This window comes from Puniceibacterium sp. IMCC21224 (genome assembly GCF_001038505.1).
Lineage (GTDB): Bacteria > Pseudomonadota > Alphaproteobacteria > Rhodobacterales > Rhodobacteraceae > Puniceibacterium.
In genome coordinates, this window is the sequence record NZ_LDPY01000002.1 from 154,261 (window position 1) to 173,173 (window position 18,913).

Sequence of the window (18,913 nt, forward strand, 5' to 3'; positions counted from 1 at the left end):
TCTGGTGCGGCGGCACCGCCGCACCAGGACGGGGACGGGTGAATCAGTCGCCGCGCAGCTCGCGCCAGCGCTCATGCTCGTCCGGGTAGTAGACCCAGCCCGACACATTCGGCGCCATCGCCTCGAAGGTCGCCGGATAAGTGACGAGAATCCATGGCGCATCTTCCGCCCACAGCTTTTGGGCCTCATCCATCAGCGCCATCCGCTTGTCGGTATCCAGTTCCTCGCGCGCCGCGTCGATGAGAACATCAAGCTCGGGATTGAGGTATTTTGCCCGGTTCGACACGCCCTCAGAGTGAGTCATCAGATACATCGAATAGACCGCATCCAACACGATGGGCCCGTCTTCCCAAGTGAAAAAGCACATATCCTGTACCGCAGGCGCAGCCCGCGCCCGCATCTCGGACGAAGTGATGCGCGTCGGAACCGCATTGATGCCGACTTTCTTGAGCATGTCAGTCACCTGAATCGCGACAGGCTCCTGATGCCAGAAAGCGTCGGAATACAGCAGCTCGACCGGTTCGGAAATACCGTCGGGATATCCCGCTTCTGCCAGCAGCGCCTTGGCTTTTTCAGGGTCGTAATCGTAGGCAAAATACTCTTGCTTGCTGCCCGCGATGATCGGCGACACGATTGACTTGGCGATATCGGCCTGCCCGGCAAAGACCGCTGTGTTCAGCGCGTCCTTATCCACGGCATAGTTGAACGCCTGGCGCACCCGCTTGTCCGAGAACACCTCGCAGGTCGGGTTCATACGCGCTGCGGCGACCGACCGGCTCGTGGCGCGTTCGACCTTGACGTTTTTATCGGCCTGCATATCCACGACCTTTTGGATCGACGGGCGGTCGATCCATTGGACCTGCCCGGCCTTGAGCAGGGTTACGCGGCTCGCCTCGGACGGGATTTCTTTGTAGATCACCCGGTCATAATAGGACTCACCGCCAAAGTAGTTGGGGTTGGACACAAACACTGCCTGATCGTCAGCGCGCAACTGGTCAAGGTGATAGGCCCCATATCCTGCAGTGTTGGACTGCATCCATTCCAGCGCCCAGGGGTCGTCTTCGGTGACGTGTTTTTTGACTTCGGTGGTGTCGTAAATTGCCGGCACGTACAGCGTCAGCGCATTCAGAAAGATTGCCGATGGCGCCGAAAGGGTGAATTCCACCTCGTATTGCGACAGCGCCTTGACGCTCTCGACATTCGACACCCGCGCAATGAAATTGCCGGTCCGCTTCTGATCAAAGCTCTTGGCCCAGCCCCATGCAACATCCTCGGCCGACAACTCATTTCCATAGGGGCTCAGCACGCCTTCGCGCAGCTTGAACACCCAGGTCTTGCCATCTTCGGATACCGTCCAGCTTTCGGCCAGATGCGGTTGCAGATCGTCGGGGTTCAGCATGGTGACCCCGTCGACCTCCATCTTGCCGTAGGTCACTAGGTTTTCGTATACCTGTGTGACCACGTTCTGCGTATGCGCCTTGAGCGCGTCGCCATCGAATCCTTCCGGCGCCTGTGGCGAGGCTAGGATCATCGTCTCGGCCTGGGCCGCGCCCGACACTACACTTATGGCCAGCGCCAGCGCGGTGGATAGAACAAGTGTCTTTCCCGTCAGCTTCATGGATTAACTCCCCTGTTGGTCGCTTTTGTTGTTTTTGCACGCGCCTGGATTCAGGCTGCGTTTCCTTTTTGTGGATTGAAGAACGGCACCCGGAATCCGGGGTTCACTTCGGTCAGGATATCCACCACCTGATAGGATGATCCGATCCGGCGCCCGGTTGCGGGTTCTTCCATCTCGTATTTCCAGTCCGCACCGTATCCCAGCGCCTTATCGACGCTGACGATTGTACCGCAGAACACGGTAAAATCGCGTTCTGGCACGTTACTCACCCGTTCACGCAACATGGTGATGATGTCTTCGGGCCGGATAAAGGCCGCAACGCCAACATCCTGATACAAACGCCCGTCCACCCAGCTGCGCATGACACAACTGTCCCAGCTGTCGCGCATTTCTTCGTAGGGCCAGAACACCGGCGCCACGTGATTGGCACAGGCCTGTTTCGACCCCGGAATCGAGACCGTTTCCATCGCCCGGTCGGTGTGGTCCGATCCAACGCCGACATACAGCTGATCCGCCATGTGCAGCACAATCTCAACCTCGCCCGAGGTCCTGTGGGTCTGCACAAACAGTTCCTCATCAGTTGTCAGTGCATGCAACGCGATGGGGTAGATCCGCGGCGCGGGCACGTCGAATGCGATATAGATGCCGGATTTCGCCACCTCCTGCTGATGGGCGACGGCCGTTTCTGGATCGCGCGTGGCCGACCCCAGATTGTACATCCGTGTGGTGACAAATTCGGCATCGCGGGACGCGCCATCCGCGCCCTCGATTGTCACATTCAGTTTGTGGCTCATGCCATCTCCTCCAGATCGAGTTTCACCGGGTCGAGCCCCGGACCAATATGACGCCGCCACATCCAGAACCGTTTGAGCGTGCGCCCCCCCGATCCTTCGCCGAATGCCTCGCGCCCGTGCAGGGCAATCAGATTGTTCATCACCAGACATTCACCGGGTGCGAGCGTATAGCGAAAGTTCAGCTCGGGCCGGTCAAGCACCTCATCAAGGAAATCCAACGCCTCGCGCTGGCGATCCGTCAGCGGCGTGCCTGCCATCTCCATCCCCGGCTCAATCATGATCCGCGCGTAGTGAATGTGCAGTTCGCCGTTCACCACCTCAAGGATCGGTTTTTGCACGGTTGGCCCGCGTGACGGCCAGACATGGGCCTGCGGCGCGCGAAAATGATAGCTGTCAAAGTAAAGCGGCAGCAAATCTGGCCGCTCTGCCTGAATTGTGTCATAGACGCCGCGGGCCGGGATGATGGTGCTGTCGCCCCCCTCTGCGGCAGAGCGGTAACAATACAGCGCCAGATAGCAGGGCGGGCGGGCCTCAAGGCAGCCATTGTCGGAATGTTTTGCGGATCGTTTTGAACTGGCACCGACGCGCGTCGGGTCAGTATTTGCGACGCCCTTGTCAGCAACGGTAAAGAACCGTCTGTCCTGTCCGATACCCTGGCGAATCGGCAGACCCAGATAATTGCAGATCGCCCACGAAATGATTTCAGCGTCGGCTTCGCTCCATCCGTCTGCACCAATGCCACGCAGCACGAAAAAGCCGCGGCCGGTATCCAGTCTTTGCCGCAGATCCGGGACATCGCGGGCAAAGGATGGGATGCGGAAATCCTGCTGCTCTACGGTGTCGACCGTCAGCCCATTGGCCCGAGCAAAGTCGAGGGCATTTGCAATCTCGGCTCTGGCAGCGTCAGAAAGTGTGTAGAAGAGGGCGGATTGTTCCCCGGCCAGATCGTCGCGCCGCCAGCCCCGCGCATCGGGGTCAGTATCGGGCACGGCCGGGGCGGCGCCGGTTGCGTTTGAGACGTCTGATGACTGCAAGGCGAGTCTCCTTTCGTGTCTTCTACGAAAACAATACCGATTTAATGTATAAAAGAAATACAATAATTAGGTTTTTTTGTATCAGGCCGCACGGCGCGCCCGTGTTGCCGCGATCCGGTCAGCTGCGCGCAGTGCCAGCGCCTGCAATGTATTGGTTGGATTTGCCGCCGCCGCCGTGACAAAGGCAGATCCATCCGTCACGAAAAGCCCCGGCAGGTCATGCGCCTCGCACCACATGTCGAGAACAGAGGTCTCCCGGTCCACGCCCATCCGCGCCGTACCCATCAGGTGAAACCCGGCTTGGGGAACCGTTTCCATGTCGATAAAGCTGTGTGCACCCGCCAGCGCCAGAATTTCGCGCGCCCGCCCGCGGCCGTAATCCAGCGCCTGTCTGGCTTCTGGTGGAATACGATAGATCATTCGCGCTGCCGGCAAACCGTCCGATCCCTTAAGCGTCTCGGACAGCGCGATTCGGTTCTCGGGGTCCGGTGCGTCGTCAGCGCAGATCGACAGGCTGTAGGCATGCCCGAACATCTGCGAGAACGCCGCGTGATGCCCCCGCCCCCAAGGTGCGCGCCGCCCCAGCGATCCAAGCGCGGTTAACGCAGGCCCATGTGTCCCAAGCGCCTGCAACTTGACCCCGCGCCGGAACCCTCGTGCGGTATCGGTTTCGTAAAAATGATGGCTTACCAGAGATCCGGCCGCAATGCCGCGATGTCCCTCCATCGGCGTATCGAACAACCCGGTAACGCGGGCAAACGGGTGCAACATCAACCGTCGCCCGACCAGCCGGCTGCGATTGACCGACTGCGCACCCGGCGCATTCAACAGAAACCGGGGTGAGCCGAGCCCGTTGGCGGCAAGGATCACAATCGGGGCATGCGCCGCGTGTTCGCGCCCCTTTTTATCCAGCCAGACGACCCCTCGGGCCGTTCCCTGCGGCGTGGTCAGCAGGTCGGTTGCCCGCGCGCCGGTCACAATCTTTGCCCCGGCTGCGATCGCGGCGGGCCAGTAATTCAAATCCGTCGCCGATTTCGCCCGTCGCGGGCAATGCAGTTCGCATGGGCCGCAATTGTTGCAGCTCTCGCGCTGCCCGTCCGTGGGGCCAGTGTTGATCGCGATGTCACCCGGCCACCACGAGACCCCGGCCCGGTTGAACGCCTCGGCCATGCGCCGCGCCCCAGGCGACAGGCCCACCGGCGGCAACCGGGGCGCGTCCGACGGCGGATAGGCGGGATTGCCGGGCAGGCCCGCAACCCCCATCATCGTTTCGTTCAAATTGTAATAGGGCGCCAGATCCCGGTAGCTGATCGGCCAATCGTCACCGAATCCATCTTGGCGATTGCTGCAAAAATCCGACGGATGAAAGCGGGGAAAATGGCACGACCACATCACCGTGCTGCCACCCACGCCATCAAAATACAGCGGCTTTATCTCACTCTCGGCGTCATCGACAGGGTCATCGGCCGCGCGATTGCGCAGATTGGGATTCGGATTCCAACCGCGCTGGCGGATCACCTCCCAGTCGGGATCCTGCGACGGTGACGCTGTGGGATCGGTCCAGTCGCCCCGCTCAAGGCAGGTTACGGAAAACCCGTGACGTGCAAGGCGCCAGGCGGCGGCTGCGCCCCCGGCGCCAGCGCCAATAATCAGAACATCGCAGTCCATGTCTGCCACTCACCTGTCATGTTGCAAATACATATTTTCGTGCATTATAGATACAGAAGTGGTCGGCTACCAAATCAATTCGCGCGCGTCCCCGCCGACACAACAGCACAAAGGACAGCCGATGACCAAAGGAGCAGTTGCAGTCACAGGGGCCGCAGGCGGCATAGGCAGCGCCATCGCACGGCGGATCAGCGCCGACGCGCACGCGCCTCTCATCCTGTTGGATCGGCCTGGTGCCGCGCTTGATGCCATCGCAGCTGAAACAGGCGGTCTGGCGTTTGGCATCGAACTGACAGACCGCGCGTCTGTTGCCGCAGCCTTTGCCGCAGCGCGTCAGGCGGTGCCCAGGTTGTATGGTCTCGTTCTTGCTGCCGGGGTCGTGGACAATGGCAAGCTCTCTGATCTGGATGCTGACCGCTGGGACGACATTCTGGCGGTAAATCTGACCGGGCCATTTCTGTGCTGTCTCGCGGCGCGCGACTGGATCGCGGATGGTGGGCGGATCGTAACACTGGGCTCACTCGCCGGACGCACCGGCGGCGTGATCACCGGCACAGCCTATGCTGCCAGCAAGGGCGGGATCGAATCGCTGACAAAATCCATCGCGCAAGAGCTTGCCCCCCGCAACATCACCGTTAATTGCGTCGCCCCCGGCGCGGTCGAAACCCCGATGCTGGCGGCGCACACACCCGAACGCAAGGCCGCGATGTCAGCGTCGACCCCGCTGAAACGCATGGGCCAGCCGCAAGAAATCGCCGCCGCCGTGTCTTATTTTTTGCACAGCGACGCCGGGTTCACCACCGGATCAGTTCTGGCGGTGAACGGCGGATTGAGGATGGATTGACGCCATGGCACCGCACCCCCGGTATCCGCATGTCTTTACGCCGCTGACCATTGGAACAACGCAGGTCCGCAACCGGATCTTTATGCCCGCTCACACCACCAACTACGGTGAAAACAACCTGCCGTCCGAACGGCACCTGGCCTATCATCGCGCGCGCGCCGCTGGTGGCGTCGGACTTAGCATCTTTGAGGGCATCCGCGTGCATCGCTCCAGCCTGGGGCGGCAGCAGGGATTAAATGGCTTCGACCCTGCCTGCATCCCACGTTTTGCCCGGATTGCCGATGCAGTGCGATCCGAAGGTGGCAGGTTGTTCGGCCAGATCATCCATCTGGGTCGTCATATCGACGGCAATTTTGCCCGCACCCCGGCTTGGTCTGCCTCGGACATTCCGTGGGCCGCCACAGCCCCACCGCCACATCCGATGACGGAAGAAGAAATCGCGCTGGTGGTGCAAGGCCACGCCGATGTGGCCGCCAATCTGATCGACGCGGGGCTGGACGGGATCGAGCTGACGATGTCGCACGGCCACCTGCTACAACAGTTTCTGTCTCCTGCGTCAAACATGCGCGGGGATGCCTATGGTGGTTCGCTGGAAAATCGGATGCGGTTTCCGCTCGATACTTTGCGGGCGGTGCGGGCGCGGATAGGGCGGGAACGCACGCTGGGCATAAGGATCAGCGCCGATGAATATTTGCCCGGCGGGCTGACGCTGGACGACATGACGGCCATCGTCACGCAATTGGTCACTGCGGTGCAGGTCGATTTTGTGAATGTCTCGCATTCCGCCTATCACGGCAGCTACACCGTTTCGACCCAGATGGCTGACATGGCCTTTCGCATTCAGGACTTTCAACCGCTAACCACAGCGATTTCAACCGCGCTTGACGCAGTCGCGCACAAACCTGTGGTCATGACCGCCTGCCGCTATCAGCAGATCGCCCAGGCCGAAGAGATGCTGGCCACCGGCAGTGCTGACATGATCGGCATGGCGCGCGCGCATATCGCTGACCCGGAGATCGTAACCAAGGCGCGGATGGGCCGCGACGCAGAAACAACCCCGTGTATCGGCTGCAATCAGGGCTGTGCGGGGATGCTTGCGCTGAACCTCGCCATCACTTGTCTAAGCAACCCCGCCGCAGGGCGCGAAGCAGATTGGCCAACGCCCGCATTGGCCCGCACGGGCACCGTCAAGAATGTGCTGGTGATCGGCGGTGGACCGGGCGGAATGGAAGCCGCAGCAACTGCGGCTGAACTGGGTCACACAGTCACGCTGGTTGAACAATCTGACAGCCTGGGTGGGGCACTGCTCTGGACGTCTCGCATGCCGCTGCGGGGGGAATTCGCCACGCTGCTGTCATCGCAGCAGGCCAGACTGCGGCGCGTCGGCGTGGCGGTCCACCTGAACACGGCGGCGGATGCGACAACGGGTCAGGGCTATGATGCGGTGATCCAGGCGATCGGCGCGGTGCCACGGGCGCAAACACTGACCTCCGGCGCGCAGATGCTGACGCTTGAGGCCGCGCTTGACGCACCCGATTTGCTGGGCCAGAACGTGACGTTGGTGGATACGCTCGGCACCTGGTCGGTGGTATCGGTCGCCGAATGGCTGGCGGATCTGGGCAAGACGGTGACGCTGGTCGCGCCGACCGGCAGCCCCGGCTGGACAATCAGCATGTATAGCGGATTTGCCCTGCGCCAGCGGCTGCGCAACAAACGCGTTCGTGTGATCCCCGGACAGGCGCTGGCGGATTTTGCCGATGGTATGGTGCAACTGACGGACCTGTCCCTTGGCGAAACAGGTGCCCGGTTTGCTGCTGACAGTGTGATCGCGCCCTTGCCGGCCCGCCCGATGGCGCTGACCCGGCAGGACGGGATGAACAACCCATTAAACCGACTGGCAGTGGGTGACTGTCAATCGGCCCGCACAGCACTTGAGGCGATTTATGAGGGACACGAAGCCGCGCGCGACCTTTAGCCCCAAACCCAGCCCTGTCTTAGCCTGGTTCCTCGTCAAAGCCGGCAACCCGCGCCCCGTTCGCCGCACGAAACGCCCCCTGTCCGGGCATATCGCGCCAGACGGCGAAACGTTCCGACGGCGTCACCTCGCCCGCGACCATCAGGCCATGCCAAACCTCGCAGGCGTCAAGAAAGCAATTCACGCCACGCGGCCAAATCAGGTAGCTTAGCGCCTCGACCATCGCATCCTCGGCCAGTCCCTCGGCGTAGCACATCCGCAGATGATGGGCGACGCCGTCCCGATCGCCGCGCGCCGCCTGCACCGAAAGCAGCACAAGGCCTGCTAGTTCAACCGGCAGCGGCCCGCGCAAGGCGGCGATGCAGCGGTCATAGGCCGCAGTCGGGTCCAGCGCTGGCAGATGATCCGGAAAGCTGCGCGCCGCAAATCGAAACGCCGACAGCGATGCCGCCTGACCGGTCAGGGCGATCACGGCCTCGGCCTCGGCGTCGGTGCCGTCAGCCTGCCGGAACAGCTCAAGGTGGTGCGTGCCGACATGCTCTTCGACGGCGATGAGAATACCCAGCCAGACACATTCCCGTTCATGCGCGCTCAGCACCCGTGGCGCGACCGTCAGCGCGTTGTACATCTGCAGATATGCGTCGTGCAGTTCGGGCGCGCCGACCGCCAGCGCGCCGTGATGCGGCAGTAGAAATCCCCGCGCCGCCGCCAGCCGGTCCAGCCTGGCCCGCAAAGCCTGCGTTGGCTCAGTCATCCGACCCGTGTCCGCCCTGTCCAGGCATGTTCGCCCAGATCCGAAACGCGTCCGAGGCAGGCAACTCCCCGGCGGCAATCATCTCTTTCCAGATACCGGCGGCAGTCACAAAATAGGGCACGCTGCCGGGAAACATGGTCAGCGAAATTGCCTCGGCCAGCTCGGCTTCGGGCACAGCCGCGGCATAGGCGTGATCCAGCTGCCAGCGCAGCCCATCCCATGCGCCGTTGCAGATCTGAATGGCGCAGGCCGTCAGATGGCACAGTCTGGGGCCGACCCCTTTGCCGGCGGCCAGAACCGCCCGGTTCCAGTCGGCACGAAAGTCAATATTGCCCAGATGTGCGGCCCAATCATGCGCCGCAAAATGATAGGCGCGAAAACCGCAGACCGTCGCAGTCAGCGACACTGCCGCCCGGATCTCATCTTCGCTGCCGCCCGCCGCGCGGAACTTGGCAATGTGATGCGTCGCGATTTCCTCGTCCGTGGCAATCAGGATACCCAGCCAGACGAACTCGCGATCATGATGCGACAGCACGCGGTCATCCAGAGTCATCGCGGTATAGACAGCATCATAGGCAGTCAGCAGCGCCGGGGCGGTCAGCGCCAGCAACCCGTGATGCGGCAGCAGGTATCCGCGTTTGTCACGCAGCGTTGCCAGCTTTGCGGTCAGGTCTTCGTCACTCATGCCACCCCCTTGCGTGTGTCTGCATCAAGCGCCGCAATCACCAGATCGGCTGCATGCATACCGATCATTGAGGTGGGCGCCTGTGTGTTGTTGCTGGTCAGCGTTGGCATCACCGAAGCATCGGCAATGCGCAGCCCGTCAATCCCGTGTACCTTCAGCGCGGCATCCGTGACGGCCAGAGCGTCATTGCCCATTCGACACGACCCGACCGGGTGAAAAACGGATTCAGCATTGGCCCGGATCCAGGTGTCCAGATCAGCATCAGATTGCACCCCTGCACTAGGCCGGATCTCAGGCCCGCGCCAGTTGTCAAACGCGCTCTGGGCAAAAATCTCGCGCAGCCGCCGGACCCCGGCGCGCAACACCGCGATGTCGCGCGGCGCGGTCAGGTATCCGCCGGTGATAGCGGGCGGAACTTTGGGATCATCACTCTGCAACCGGATCTGGCCACGGCTTTCGGGGCGCATCTGGTAGATATTGGCGAAGAACCCATGACCCTGCTGCGCCGTCGCCTTGCGAAACGGCACACGAACGGCAGCGGTCGACCGGCCGGGCAGAAAATGCGCCTGAAGATCGGGTGTATCCAACGCCGGATCAGAACGCAGGAACGCCCCCGCCTCAAGCGGAAAGCGCGCTGCGGGGCCAGTGCCGAACAGCATCGCCTGCCCCAACGCCAGCGCGGCGCGGTCGGCACGCAACAGATTGTGCAAGGTGACAGGGCGGGTGCAATCATGCTCGACCCGCACCAGAAGGTGATCCTGCACCCCCTGCCCCACGCCGGGCAGATCGTGGCACACCGCGATCCCGTGGTCATTCAGATGATCCGCCGGTCCAATCCCCGACAGCATCAACAGTTGGGGCGTGTTCACCGTGCCGCAGCTTAATACCACTTCGCTGGCAGCGCGCGCGGTGATCCGCGCGGATCCTTGCGCCAGTTCCAACCCAACGGCGCGCCCGCCTTCGACCAGAACCCGCAGCGCGTGGGCCCCGGTCAGGATGCGCAGGTTTGGCCGGTCCCTGTGCGGCGCGAGCCAGGCGCTTGCCGCGCTGAGCCTGCGCCCCCCGGCGATGGTGAAATCATAGCGGCCCATGCCCTCGGGTGAGGGACCGTTAAAATCTGTCGTGCGTGGATGGCCCGCCTGCACACCCGCATCCAGAAACGCCTGTGACAGTGGATTGATGTCGGGGAAATCGCTCAGCTTTTGGTGCCCCTCGATCCGGAGAAACCGGGCCTGAACGTCGTCCCAGCCCCAACCGGGCAGCCCGCGTTGCGCCCAGCCATCGTAGTCCGAGGGCAGACCACGGGTCCAGACCATGCCGTTGATCGACGACGAACCGCCCAGCACCTTGCCGCGCGGCCAGAACAGGCGACGCCTGTCAAGGCCCGGCTCGGGTTCGGTGTGATAATACCAGTTGGCATACCGTCCGCGCAGCAAAATCCCGGTCATCAACGGCACCCGGAACAGCGGATTTCGGCCACGCCCGCCGGCCTCGATCAGCAGGACCTGCGCGTCGGTTTCCGCAGCCAGCCGCCCGGCGACCACCGCCCCGGCAGAGCCGGAGCCGACCACGATCACATCCGCATGTATGTCACGGCTCATGCTGCTTTCCCTATGCTGCGCGCTGCGGCCTGGGCATCTTGCATGGCGTCGAACAGGGTGCGCGGCGCAACCGCGTCGCCGATGGTGCGGACCGCAAGGCCCACCTGTTCCAAGGCATCCTGAAATCCGGTTGGCGCTACGCCAGGCGCGGAATGCACGATACAATCAAATGGCCCAAGCGTGGTTTCACGACTGGTTAGGCTGTTGCGGCAGGTCAGCATAGTGTTGCTGGCCGATCGCGGCATCATTCCCAGATGGCGGATGACGCCCAGTTGCGCCAACCGTTCCAACGCCGTCATCCGACTATACAGCGATACCGACCACAGCGGAGCAGTCGACGCCTGTAGAATTTCGACCTGCGCACCGGCTTGCGCCAGCGTTTCGGCAACCGACAGGGTTGCCCACGACCCGGCCTCGTCCCAGAGCGCGACGCGCTGGCCTGACCAGCTATCCCGTGGTTGCGACAACGCCATCTGCGGCGACAGCAGCGACGCATCAGCGAGATATCCGGCGTCGTGCTGCGCCCCGGTGGCCAGCAGAATGACGTCGGCGCCCGCGTCTCTGAGCGCCGCAACAGTCGCGTCACGGTTGATGCCGATCCGCACCCCGGCGCGGATCACCGCATCGCACAACCAGTCGCGCATCGCCCCGATATCGCCCCGCCCATACCCCGAAGCGCACAGCGCAAGTTTGCCACCCAGCGATCCGCTGCGTTCCCATATCGTGACATCGTGCCCGGCAAGGGCTGCGATGCGCGCCGCCTCCATCCCAGCCGGGCCACCGCCGACCACCAATACACGGGACGTCAGGGCGGCTTTGGCGGGGGGATCGCTCCAATGCTGTTCCTTGCCGACACCGGGGTTCATCATGCAGGAAATCGGCTGATGCGCCGCGATCTGTCCAATGCAGAAGTTATGCGCGACACAGGGACGTACCTCACCCTCGCGGCCAGCCAGACTCTTGGCGATCAGATCGGGGTCGGCCATGTGGGCACGGTTCATCCCGACCATATCAATCTGTCCGCGCGCCAGCGTCTTCTCGGCCTCGGAGAGGGAGCGATAGCGGTTGGCAGTCAGCAGCGGCAGATTGCCAATTTCCGGGCGCAGCGCCTCGGTCAGGTCGCGGAACGGATGGCTGGGATGCGCCATATCCGCAACGTGATGCCCGATGCTGGGCCACTGATACGCCGCAACTGATGCGTTCACAAATGCCAGACCCGGCAGCGCAGCGGCGGCACGGGTGATGATCCGATGCTCTTGTGGGCCAACGGCGCCGGGCATCAGGTCATCGACACTGGTCCGTACGCCGACGGCAAGGCGCACACCAACGGCGTTCACCACAGCCCGCAGAACCTCAAGCGGAAAGCGCATGCGATTCTCAAGCGATCCGCCATACTCATCGTCACGCGTGTTGGCCGCAGGCGACAGGAACTGGTGCAGCAGATGGCCATGGCCCAGATGCACCTCGATCCCCTCGAACCCTGCCGCGACGGCCAGTTCCGCAGTGCGGACATACGCATCGCGGACCTCAACCATCTCGGCGCGGGTCATTGCATGGGGCATCTCGCCACCCGCGACCCAAGGCACGGCGGATGGGCCCCAGGCGGGCAGGCGGTCGACCTCGTTCGGGCCGTGTCGTCCGGCGTGCGTGATCTGCACAAAGATACGCGCGCCGGGATTTCGCACTGCGTCTACGATCCGCCGCAACCCGTCCAGCGCGCGCGGGTCCGCACCGCTCAGCCCGCCGGCCCGCCCGAGCGACGTGGGATGCACCCGCAAGGGTTCGACAAAGATCAGCCCGACGCCGGCCCGCGCCCGGGCGCGCAAATAGGCGACATGCGCCTCGGTTGGCAAAAAATCGCGGCCAAAGTTGGTGGTGTGCGCCGGCAGAAAGATCCGATTGCGGATTTCGACCCCGCCGATGGTCAGCGGGGTCATGACGCGGGCATAGCGGTCTGTCATGGCTCAACCCGGTCCTGCGTATCGGCATCGCGCAGGTGCAGATCAACGAACACCTTGCCGGTGCCACCGTGGTCGATTCCAGTATCAAAGCAGTCAAACGCCTTGTAACGCGGTGAAATCGGGTGCAGCCCCTCGGCCATACGATCCTGCGCCATAAGGATCGCAGGCTGCAGTTTAGCGATGATACCAAGGCATAGATTGGCCGTGCTTTTGGTGGCCAGCATGCGGCCCTGCATGTCAAAGACCAGCACTTCGCCCGCCTTAATCATGTTCGCGCAGTGAAACGATTTGGTAACGGTGGCGACGATCTCGCAATTCTGGTATTTCATGGTCCGCCCTCGCGCTGCGCCAGCACCCGTGCTGTCACGGGCGCATGGGTTGCGGCGTCGCGGATATGGACCTGCGCCCGGGCCTTGCTTTGGCCCAGATCATCGCCGGTCATCGGGCATTCGATATAGCGCCAGATGCAGGTCAACGGGTTCAGCCCCTCGGCTGCGCGGTCAAACGTCATATAGAATATCGACAGCACCGGCGCCATCAGGTGCACGCACAGCGGTGCGTCTGACAGATCCGGTTTGACCTTGTGGCGCATGTCAAAGACGAGCTTCTGCCCCGCAGCCACATCACAGTGGCACCCGCCTGGGGCCGAAATAATTTCGACCACGATCTCGTACCGGTCGAGCCAGCCAAGCCCCAGATGCCGACGCCCGGAAAACAGGTTCTTGGCCTCTGGTGACAGGCGGGCAAGGTCATCGTCGCAGAACTGAAGCGCGGGTTTGAGCGTCTCGGCCATCTCGTCCAGATTGTCGTCTTCCTGCACGTAATAGGGATCAATTGGTGGGCGTTGGGTCATATTGCTGTCACCCCCCCGTCAATGACCAGCACATGACCCGTGACAAAGCTGACGCCGGGTGCCGCCAGAAACAGGGCTGCACGTGCGACCTCTTGGGGTTGCCCGAACCGATTCAGCGGAATCGATTTCAACAGGCCGTCGCGGCGGGTCGGATCGGTGCGCGCGACTTTGGTCATCCCGGTTTCGATCGGGCCGGGGGCCACCGCATTCACCCGTCCACCCCAAGGTGCAAATTCAACCGCCAGCGTGCGCACGAGCCCGTTGACCGCCGATTTCGACGCCGCATAAGAGGTGGCGCGTGGATGGCCGATCAGGCCGACCTGACTGGAAAACAGCACCAGCGCGCCTTTGGTCTGGCGCAGGTGGGGCGCGGCGGCGCGGGCCACGTGGAAGGGCCCGTCCAGATTGATCGACATCACGCGCCGCCAATCCGCATCCGAAGTTTCCTCGACCCCGCGAAAGTCAAAGACGCCCGCCGTCAGGATCACCGCATCCAGGCCACCAAGCGCATCGGCGCTGGCATCAACCGCCTGCGTGACAGCGTGGGGATCGGTGACGTCGCAGACCTGCACCGCTGCGGCGCCGGCGGCCTGTTCGGTGTCCATCACCGTGGCGGCGACGTGCGCACCTGCCTCCAGCGCCAGCTCCAGGACAGAGGCGCCGATACCAGCCCCCGCACCCATCACCAGCAGCCGCTGGCCGACAAGGTCGATCAGTGGATTTGCCATATTCAGGCCGCCTTGCGGGCGATGATCATCGTCCATGGGAACCGCCAGGCGGTGTTGTCAGGTGACAATGCACCGTCAAACTCCTCGAACGGGACAATCTCCACATCGTCAAACCCTGCGTCACGATGCGCCTGCGCGATGTCCATGCCATTCAGCGGCACCATGAAAGGTTCATTGTTGCGCGCCGAGTGGCCGTTATGAATCCATTGCTTGAACGGATCGTCCCGCATCAGGAAATCGAGGTGAATTGACAGCCCGCCCGGTGCCAACAGACGATGGCTTTCCTTGAACAAGGCGCGGATATGTGATGGCGGCATTTCATGCAGCACCATAGTTGAGGTCACGATGTCATTTTCGCCGCCGGGCAGACCGGTTTCGACCGCATCGGCCTGACGATACGTCACATTCTGGGCCTGCAATTCAGCGGCGCGCAGGGCCGCGACGCGCAGGCAAGGCGCAGATAGTTCGACACCTGTGACGTGAATGTCGGGGTGATCCTCGTAATAGGGCTGTGTGCTGCCACCCCAGCCACACCCCAGATCGACAACCCGTTTCACGTCGCGGCCCGCGCGGGTCAGGGCCTGCGCGGTCAGGCGGTGAAACAGGCTCTGAGATTTTTGCAACATCGGTGCCGTGCTTTGGGCGCCGCGCTCGTAGACATAGCCGGCGATCTCATCGCTCCAGACGCCACCGGGATGCTGATGGATATCAATCGACGTGTAATAGTCCGGCTGCTGAAAATCGGGATCGAGCGTCAAAAGCCGGCCCGGCAGATCACCGCCAAGCGCGTCGGCGATTTCGCCCCGGTACTGGTCGTAATGCTCGGTCAGACCGCGCTGACCGGAATATTTCATCCGTTGCATGTGCCGCTCGAACCAGCCGAACATCCGCGCGGTGGTGTCATCCTGCATAAGATCCGCGACTTCCTGCGGCCCTTTGGGGGTATCGCCCCGCGCCGCCGCCGCCTCGTAGCGGGTACGCAATTCGGGAAACATGCGCCGGGTCCAGTTGAGCTTGCAGTCCAGAACAAACGCCTGATAGGCATCAAACGGACGGTTCTGCGGGATATCTTCGAACATCAGTCTTCTCCGGGAAAAATCAGGTGCGGCCAGGGGCCCTGGCCGCACCAAAGCTCAGGATTTGTCGAACTTGCCCACACCCTCTTCGGGGGCGCCTAGCGACGCCTCGACCCCAAGGGTGCAGAACATCAGCGCATCGCTGAACTGCTGGCGCGCGGAATCGAGCACCTCTTTCTGCGCCGGGTTGGGCACAAACGTGTCCAGCACGTCGCGCGTGACGGGCTGACCCTGCTCGATCACCATCTCAAGCGTGGCCAACCGGTCGCGGGTGACATGCAGCTCGGCCGCGAGGGTCATAACCATCGCCATCAGCCGATCAACGGCAGGGTCCTCGAAAAAGGTCTGCTCGGATTTGAGCGGCAGACCCGTCGGATGCTGTATCATGCCCATCTGGCCGCCTCCTTATGCCGACATTTCCTGCATCTTGGCCCACGATCCGTCGCCGAATGCGTCGTTCGCCATCTTTTCGTTCAGTGGGGCGATATCCGTGGCCAGACCCGATGCATCGAGGTCGATTAGCGCGTCGTCGCCATTGGCTGCAGCCCAGGCCGCAAGATCGGTGCCCTTGGCGTCCAGGCCAGCCTTGTAGTAGGCTTCCTGTTCCAGTTCGTCGAAGGTGTCCTGCAGAATGGTTTGGTTCTCTTCGCCCAATGCGTCCCAGGCCGCGACCGAGATCACCTGCTTGTCCAGCGCCAGACCGAAATCGGGCACCACAACATTCTTGCAGACCTCGTAGAATTTGAACTGCACTGCAGGATTCAGCGCGGTCAGAACCCCGTCGACGATCCCGCTTTGCAGCGACAGATACACTTCGTTGAAGGGGATTGGGGTCGGGATCGCGCCGAAAAAACTCAGCGCCTCGATGCAGCCCTTGATCTGTGGCGCGCGGATTTTGCGCCCCTTGAGATCGGCCAGCGATTCAATCGGTTCCTTGAGCATCAGGTTGTAGCCGCCCAGACGGCCCGCGCCCAGCAGGCGCGCGTTGTACTTGTCCTCCAGCGCCTTGGACGCGGTGGCGCCGATATCGCTGTCCAGCACCGTCTTGGCGTGGGCGCCGTCCTTAAAGAAATAGGGCGAATACATCACATCGAACTGATCAGTGCCGGTATAGGCGCCGTTGTAGATATCCAGCGCGCCCAGGGCCATGGATTCGATCAGATCCTTTTCCCCGCCTAGGGTACCGGCAAAGATTTCAAACGATAGCTCGCCGCCAGTGCGTTCGGACAAAGTGTCCGACAAAGTGCCGTTGAACGTGTTCGACAGCGATTGTGGTCCGCCGGCATTGCCATACCGCAGAATGGTTGCAGCCATCGCGCGCCGTGGCAGCAGGCCCGCAGCCACGGCAGCCGTCGCAGAGGCCAGAAGCTGTCGGCGTGTCAATCCAGTGATCATTTGGGTCGTCCTCCTGTTGGTTTTTATATTCTGCTCAGCGGATGAGCAGTGTTGGTAGTAACAGCGTGATCCACGGCACGTAGGTCAGCAGCAACAGCGCCGCCCAGAGCACGCAGTAGAACGGCAGGCCGCCCCGAAAAACGTCGAGCATCCCGATTCCGGATATTCGGGCCATGACAAACAGGTTCAGCCCGACGGGCGGCGTCACCATGCCCAGCACCAGGTTGAACACCATGACCAGCCCAAAGTGGATCGGATCCACCCCCAGCGACGTCATCAGCGGGAAAAAGATCGGCGACAGGATCAGCATCAGCGGCAGTGCATCCAGAAAGGTGCCCAGCACCAGCAGCAGCAGGTTGATGATCATGAACAGCACATAGGGGTTGTCGGAAATCGACAGCAACCAGGATTGCACCATCCGCCCCAGCCCGGCCAGCACCGCGATCTGGCCAAAAATCTGGCTAAAGGCCACCGTCATCATCAGGACAGCCGTGGTCATCGCCGCTGCTATAGCTGATTCAAAGAAACCCTTGAGTGTCATGTCGCGGTAGACCACCACGCCAATGATCAGCGTATAGAGCACGACGACCGATGCCGCCTCGGTCGGGGTGGCGATGCCGAAAATCTTGGTCACAATGATGATCAGCGGCGCACCCAATGGCAGAATGCCCGCCTGCATGGCACGCTTGCGCTCGGCCCAGGACGCCTTGGGTTCGCGCGGGATGTCGTAGCGTCGGGCGATAAAGCCGCTGACCCCAATCAGGCCGACATACATCACGATCCCGGGCAGGATGCCGGCGATGAATAGTTCGCCTACCGACAGGTTTGCGATCGACGCCAGCAGGATGAACAGGATCGATGGCGGAATGATCGGTGCCATCGCCGCCGAGGCCGAGATGACCCCCGCCGCATACCGTGCAGAATAGCCGCGCCGCGTCATTTCGGGGATCAGGATCGACCCGGTCGCAGCCGCATCCGCCACGGCAGACCCCGAAATGCCCGCCATAAACAGGTTTGACGTAATGCCCACATTCGCCAGACCGCCGGGGCGGTGGGCAACAAGACTCGCTGCGAAATTGATCAGTCGACGGGTCACGCCCGCTTTGGTCATCAATTCACCAGCCAGAACATACATCGGAATGGCAAGCAGCGAATAACTGTCAACACCGCTGGTCACCGTCTTGGTGAACAGCACTGGATTCACCGGGCGCCCGTCAAACTGGCTCGCTGCGATAAAGGCCAGCGCGGCCATACCGATGGCAAAGGCGATGTCCATGCCCAGCATGACAAACAGGAACAACAGGATGATACAGATCGTCAGCAGCATTCCCGGCCCTCAAATTTGTACGCGCTGCTCATTCTGTGCCCAGCTGTGTTTCGGCCAGAGGCACCGGATGGTCCACATGCCCACGGATCAGTCGCGCGATGCGCCAGACTTCGTTGATCAGCAGCAGACAGGCGCCGACAGGCAGCGCCCAGAACGTCAAGCTGTCGTTCAGACCGGTTGCCAATGACGTCGACCGCATGGTCAGCAGTATAATCGGCACAGAATACCACAGGATCAACAGCAGCATGGCAAGGATGAGCGTATGCATAAGCAGTTCGATCACCCGGCGCGGGCCATTGGCCACCTTGTCGATCAAAAGCGTCATCCGCAGATTTGAGCCCGCGAAATGCGCAAAGGCCGCGCCGATAAAAATCATCCACACAAACAATAGCTTGGGCAACTCTTCGCCCCAACGTGGCGGGGCGGAAAAGAGGTACCGCATCATCACCGAATACAGCACCAATCCGGTGAATACGGTCAGCATGACGCCGCACACTGCTGCCCCCAGCTTGCGGAACCACGCAAATGCCACAAGTGCTTTCATGTCGCTTCAGACCCCCTGCCTGAGAGATTGCAGATGTGGATTAGCCCGATCACCTG

General features: G+C 62.1%; 18 protein-coding genes. 2 read left to right on the forward strand and 16 right to left on the reverse strand.

What is annotated here, in order from left to right:
* Positions 1-43: 43 nt before the first annotated feature.
* The 4 genes from IMCC21224_RS20185 to IMCC21224_RS20200 all read right to left on the reverse strand — a co-directional run bounded on the left by IMCC21224_RS20185 (position 44) and on the right by IMCC21224_RS20200 (position 5,114).
* Positions 44-1,618 carry an ABC transporter substrate-binding protein gene (locus tag IMCC21224_RS20185; protein ID WP_047997390.1) on the reverse strand — a complete coding sequence of 525 codons (1,575 nt, stop codon included), beginning with the start codon at positions 1,616-1,618 and terminating at the stop codon, positions 44-46.
* Between the two features lie 50 nt (positions 1,619-1,668).
* Positions 1,669-2,412 carry a DUF2848 family protein gene (locus IMCC21224_RS26700; protein WP_053079102.1) on the reverse strand — a complete coding sequence of 248 codons (744 nt, stop codon included), beginning with the start codon at positions 2,410-2,412 and terminating at the stop codon, positions 1,669-1,671.
* Positions 2,409-3,446 (reverse strand): TauD/TfdA family dioxygenase, encoded by a 1,038-nt coding sequence (locus IMCC21224_RS20195; protein ID WP_047997391.1) that lies wholly within the window; start codon positions 3,444-3,446, stop codon positions 2,409-2,411. Before IMCC21224_RS20195 ends, IMCC21224_RS26700 begins: the two co-directional genes overlap by 4 nt.
* Before the next feature lie 81 nt (positions 3,447-3,527).
* Complete coding sequence (locus IMCC21224_RS20200) at positions 3,528-5,114, reverse strand: FAD-dependent oxidoreductase (RefSeq protein ID WP_047997392.1); 1,587 nt, start codon at positions 5,112-5,114, stop codon at positions 3,528-3,530.
* A 121-nt stretch (positions 5,115-5,235) separates the two neighbouring features.
* Here IMCC21224_RS20200 and IMCC21224_RS20205 point away from each other — a divergent pair, with 121 nt between their 5' ends.
* Together IMCC21224_RS20205 and IMCC21224_RS20210 are read left to right on the forward strand one after the other, a co-directional pair.
* A complete protein-coding gene (locus tag IMCC21224_RS20205) occupies positions 5,236-5,958 on the forward strand; it encodes an SDR family NAD(P)-dependent oxidoreductase (protein WP_047997393.1) in 723 nt (240 codons plus the stop codon).
* A gap of 4 nt (positions 5,959-5,962) precedes the next feature.
* Positions 5,963-7,933, forward strand: a complete 1,971-nt coding sequence (locus IMCC21224_RS20210) for an FAD-dependent oxidoreductase (RefSeq protein WP_047997394.1) — start codon at positions 5,963-5,965, stop codon at positions 7,931-7,933.
* Positions 7,934-7,952: 19 nt separating this feature from the next.
* On the opposite strand, the gene IMCC21224_RS20215 is transcribed toward IMCC21224_RS20210, so the two are convergent.
* Genes IMCC21224_RS20215 through IMCC21224_RS20270 form a run of 12 tightly spaced genes read right to left on the reverse strand, consistent with a single transcriptional unit; the run spans position 7,953 to position 18,857 of the window.
* Positions 7,953-8,687, reverse strand: a complete 735-nt coding sequence (locus tag IMCC21224_RS20215) for a hypothetical protein (protein WP_047997395.1) — start codon at positions 8,685-8,687, stop codon at positions 7,953-7,955.
* The gene (locus IMCC21224_RS20220) at positions 8,680-9,372 is read right to left on the reverse strand and encodes a carboxymuconolactone decarboxylase family protein (RefSeq protein ID WP_047997396.1); all 693 of its coding nucleotides are present in this window, start codon (positions 9,370-9,372) and stop codon (positions 8,680-8,682) included. The genes IMCC21224_RS20215 and IMCC21224_RS20220 overlap by 8 nt, the downstream gene beginning before the upstream one ends.
* Positions 9,369-10,973, reverse strand: a complete 1,605-nt coding sequence (locus tag IMCC21224_RS20225; RefSeq protein ID WP_047997397.1) for a GMC family oxidoreductase — start codon at positions 10,971-10,973, stop codon at positions 9,369-9,371. Before IMCC21224_RS20225 ends, IMCC21224_RS20220 begins: the two co-directional genes overlap by 4 nt.
* Positions 10,970-12,934 carry an FAD-dependent oxidoreductase gene (locus IMCC21224_RS20230; protein ID WP_053079103.1) on the reverse strand — a complete coding sequence of 655 codons (1,965 nt, stop codon included), beginning with the start codon at positions 12,932-12,934 and terminating at the stop codon, positions 10,970-10,972. The genes IMCC21224_RS20225 and IMCC21224_RS20230 overlap by 4 nt, the downstream gene beginning before the upstream one ends.
* Positions 12,931-13,263 carry a hypothetical protein gene (locus tag IMCC21224_RS20235; protein ID WP_047997398.1) on the reverse strand — a complete coding sequence of 111 codons (333 nt, stop codon included), beginning with the start codon at positions 13,261-13,263 and terminating at the stop codon, positions 12,931-12,933. Before IMCC21224_RS20235 ends, IMCC21224_RS20230 begins: the two co-directional genes overlap by 4 nt.
* On the reverse strand, positions 13,260-13,787 hold the full coding sequence (locus IMCC21224_RS20240; RefSeq protein ID WP_047997399.1) for a hypothetical protein: 528 nt from the start codon (positions 13,785-13,787) through the stop codon (positions 13,260-13,262). The genes IMCC21224_RS20235 and IMCC21224_RS20240 overlap by 4 nt, the downstream gene beginning before the upstream one ends.
* The gene (locus IMCC21224_RS20245) at positions 13,784-14,515 is read right to left on the reverse strand and encodes an SDR family NAD(P)-dependent oxidoreductase (RefSeq protein WP_047997635.1); all 732 of its coding nucleotides are present in this window, start codon (positions 14,513-14,515) and stop codon (positions 13,784-13,786) included. Before IMCC21224_RS20245 ends, IMCC21224_RS20240 begins: the two co-directional genes overlap by 4 nt.
* A gap of 2 nt (positions 14,516-14,517) precedes the next feature.
* Positions 14,518-15,594, reverse strand: a complete 1,077-nt coding sequence (locus IMCC21224_RS20250; RefSeq protein WP_053079105.1) for a class I SAM-dependent methyltransferase — start codon at positions 15,592-15,594, stop codon at positions 14,518-14,520.
* Positions 15,595-15,648: 54 nt separating this feature from the next.
* Positions 15,649-15,984 (reverse strand): hypothetical protein, encoded by a 336-nt coding sequence (locus IMCC21224_RS20255; protein ID WP_047997400.1) that lies wholly within the window; start codon positions 15,982-15,984, stop codon positions 15,649-15,651.
* Positions 15,985-15,996: 12 nt separating this feature from the next.
* Complete coding sequence (locus IMCC21224_RS26705) at positions 15,997-16,986, reverse strand: TRAP transporter substrate-binding protein (RefSeq protein ID WP_053079106.1); 990 nt, start codon at positions 16,984-16,986, stop codon at positions 15,997-15,999.
* 34 nt (positions 16,987-17,020) lie between these two features.
* Entirely contained in the window at positions 17,021-18,313 is a 1,293-nt protein-coding gene (locus IMCC21224_RS20265; RefSeq protein WP_053079107.1) for a TRAP transporter large permease, read from the reverse strand.
* A gap of 28 nt (positions 18,314-18,341) precedes the next feature.
* Entirely contained in the window at positions 18,342-18,857 is a 516-nt protein-coding gene (locus tag IMCC21224_RS20270; protein WP_047997401.1) for a TRAP transporter small permease, read from the reverse strand.
* Positions 18,858-18,913 lie beyond the last annotated feature (56 nt).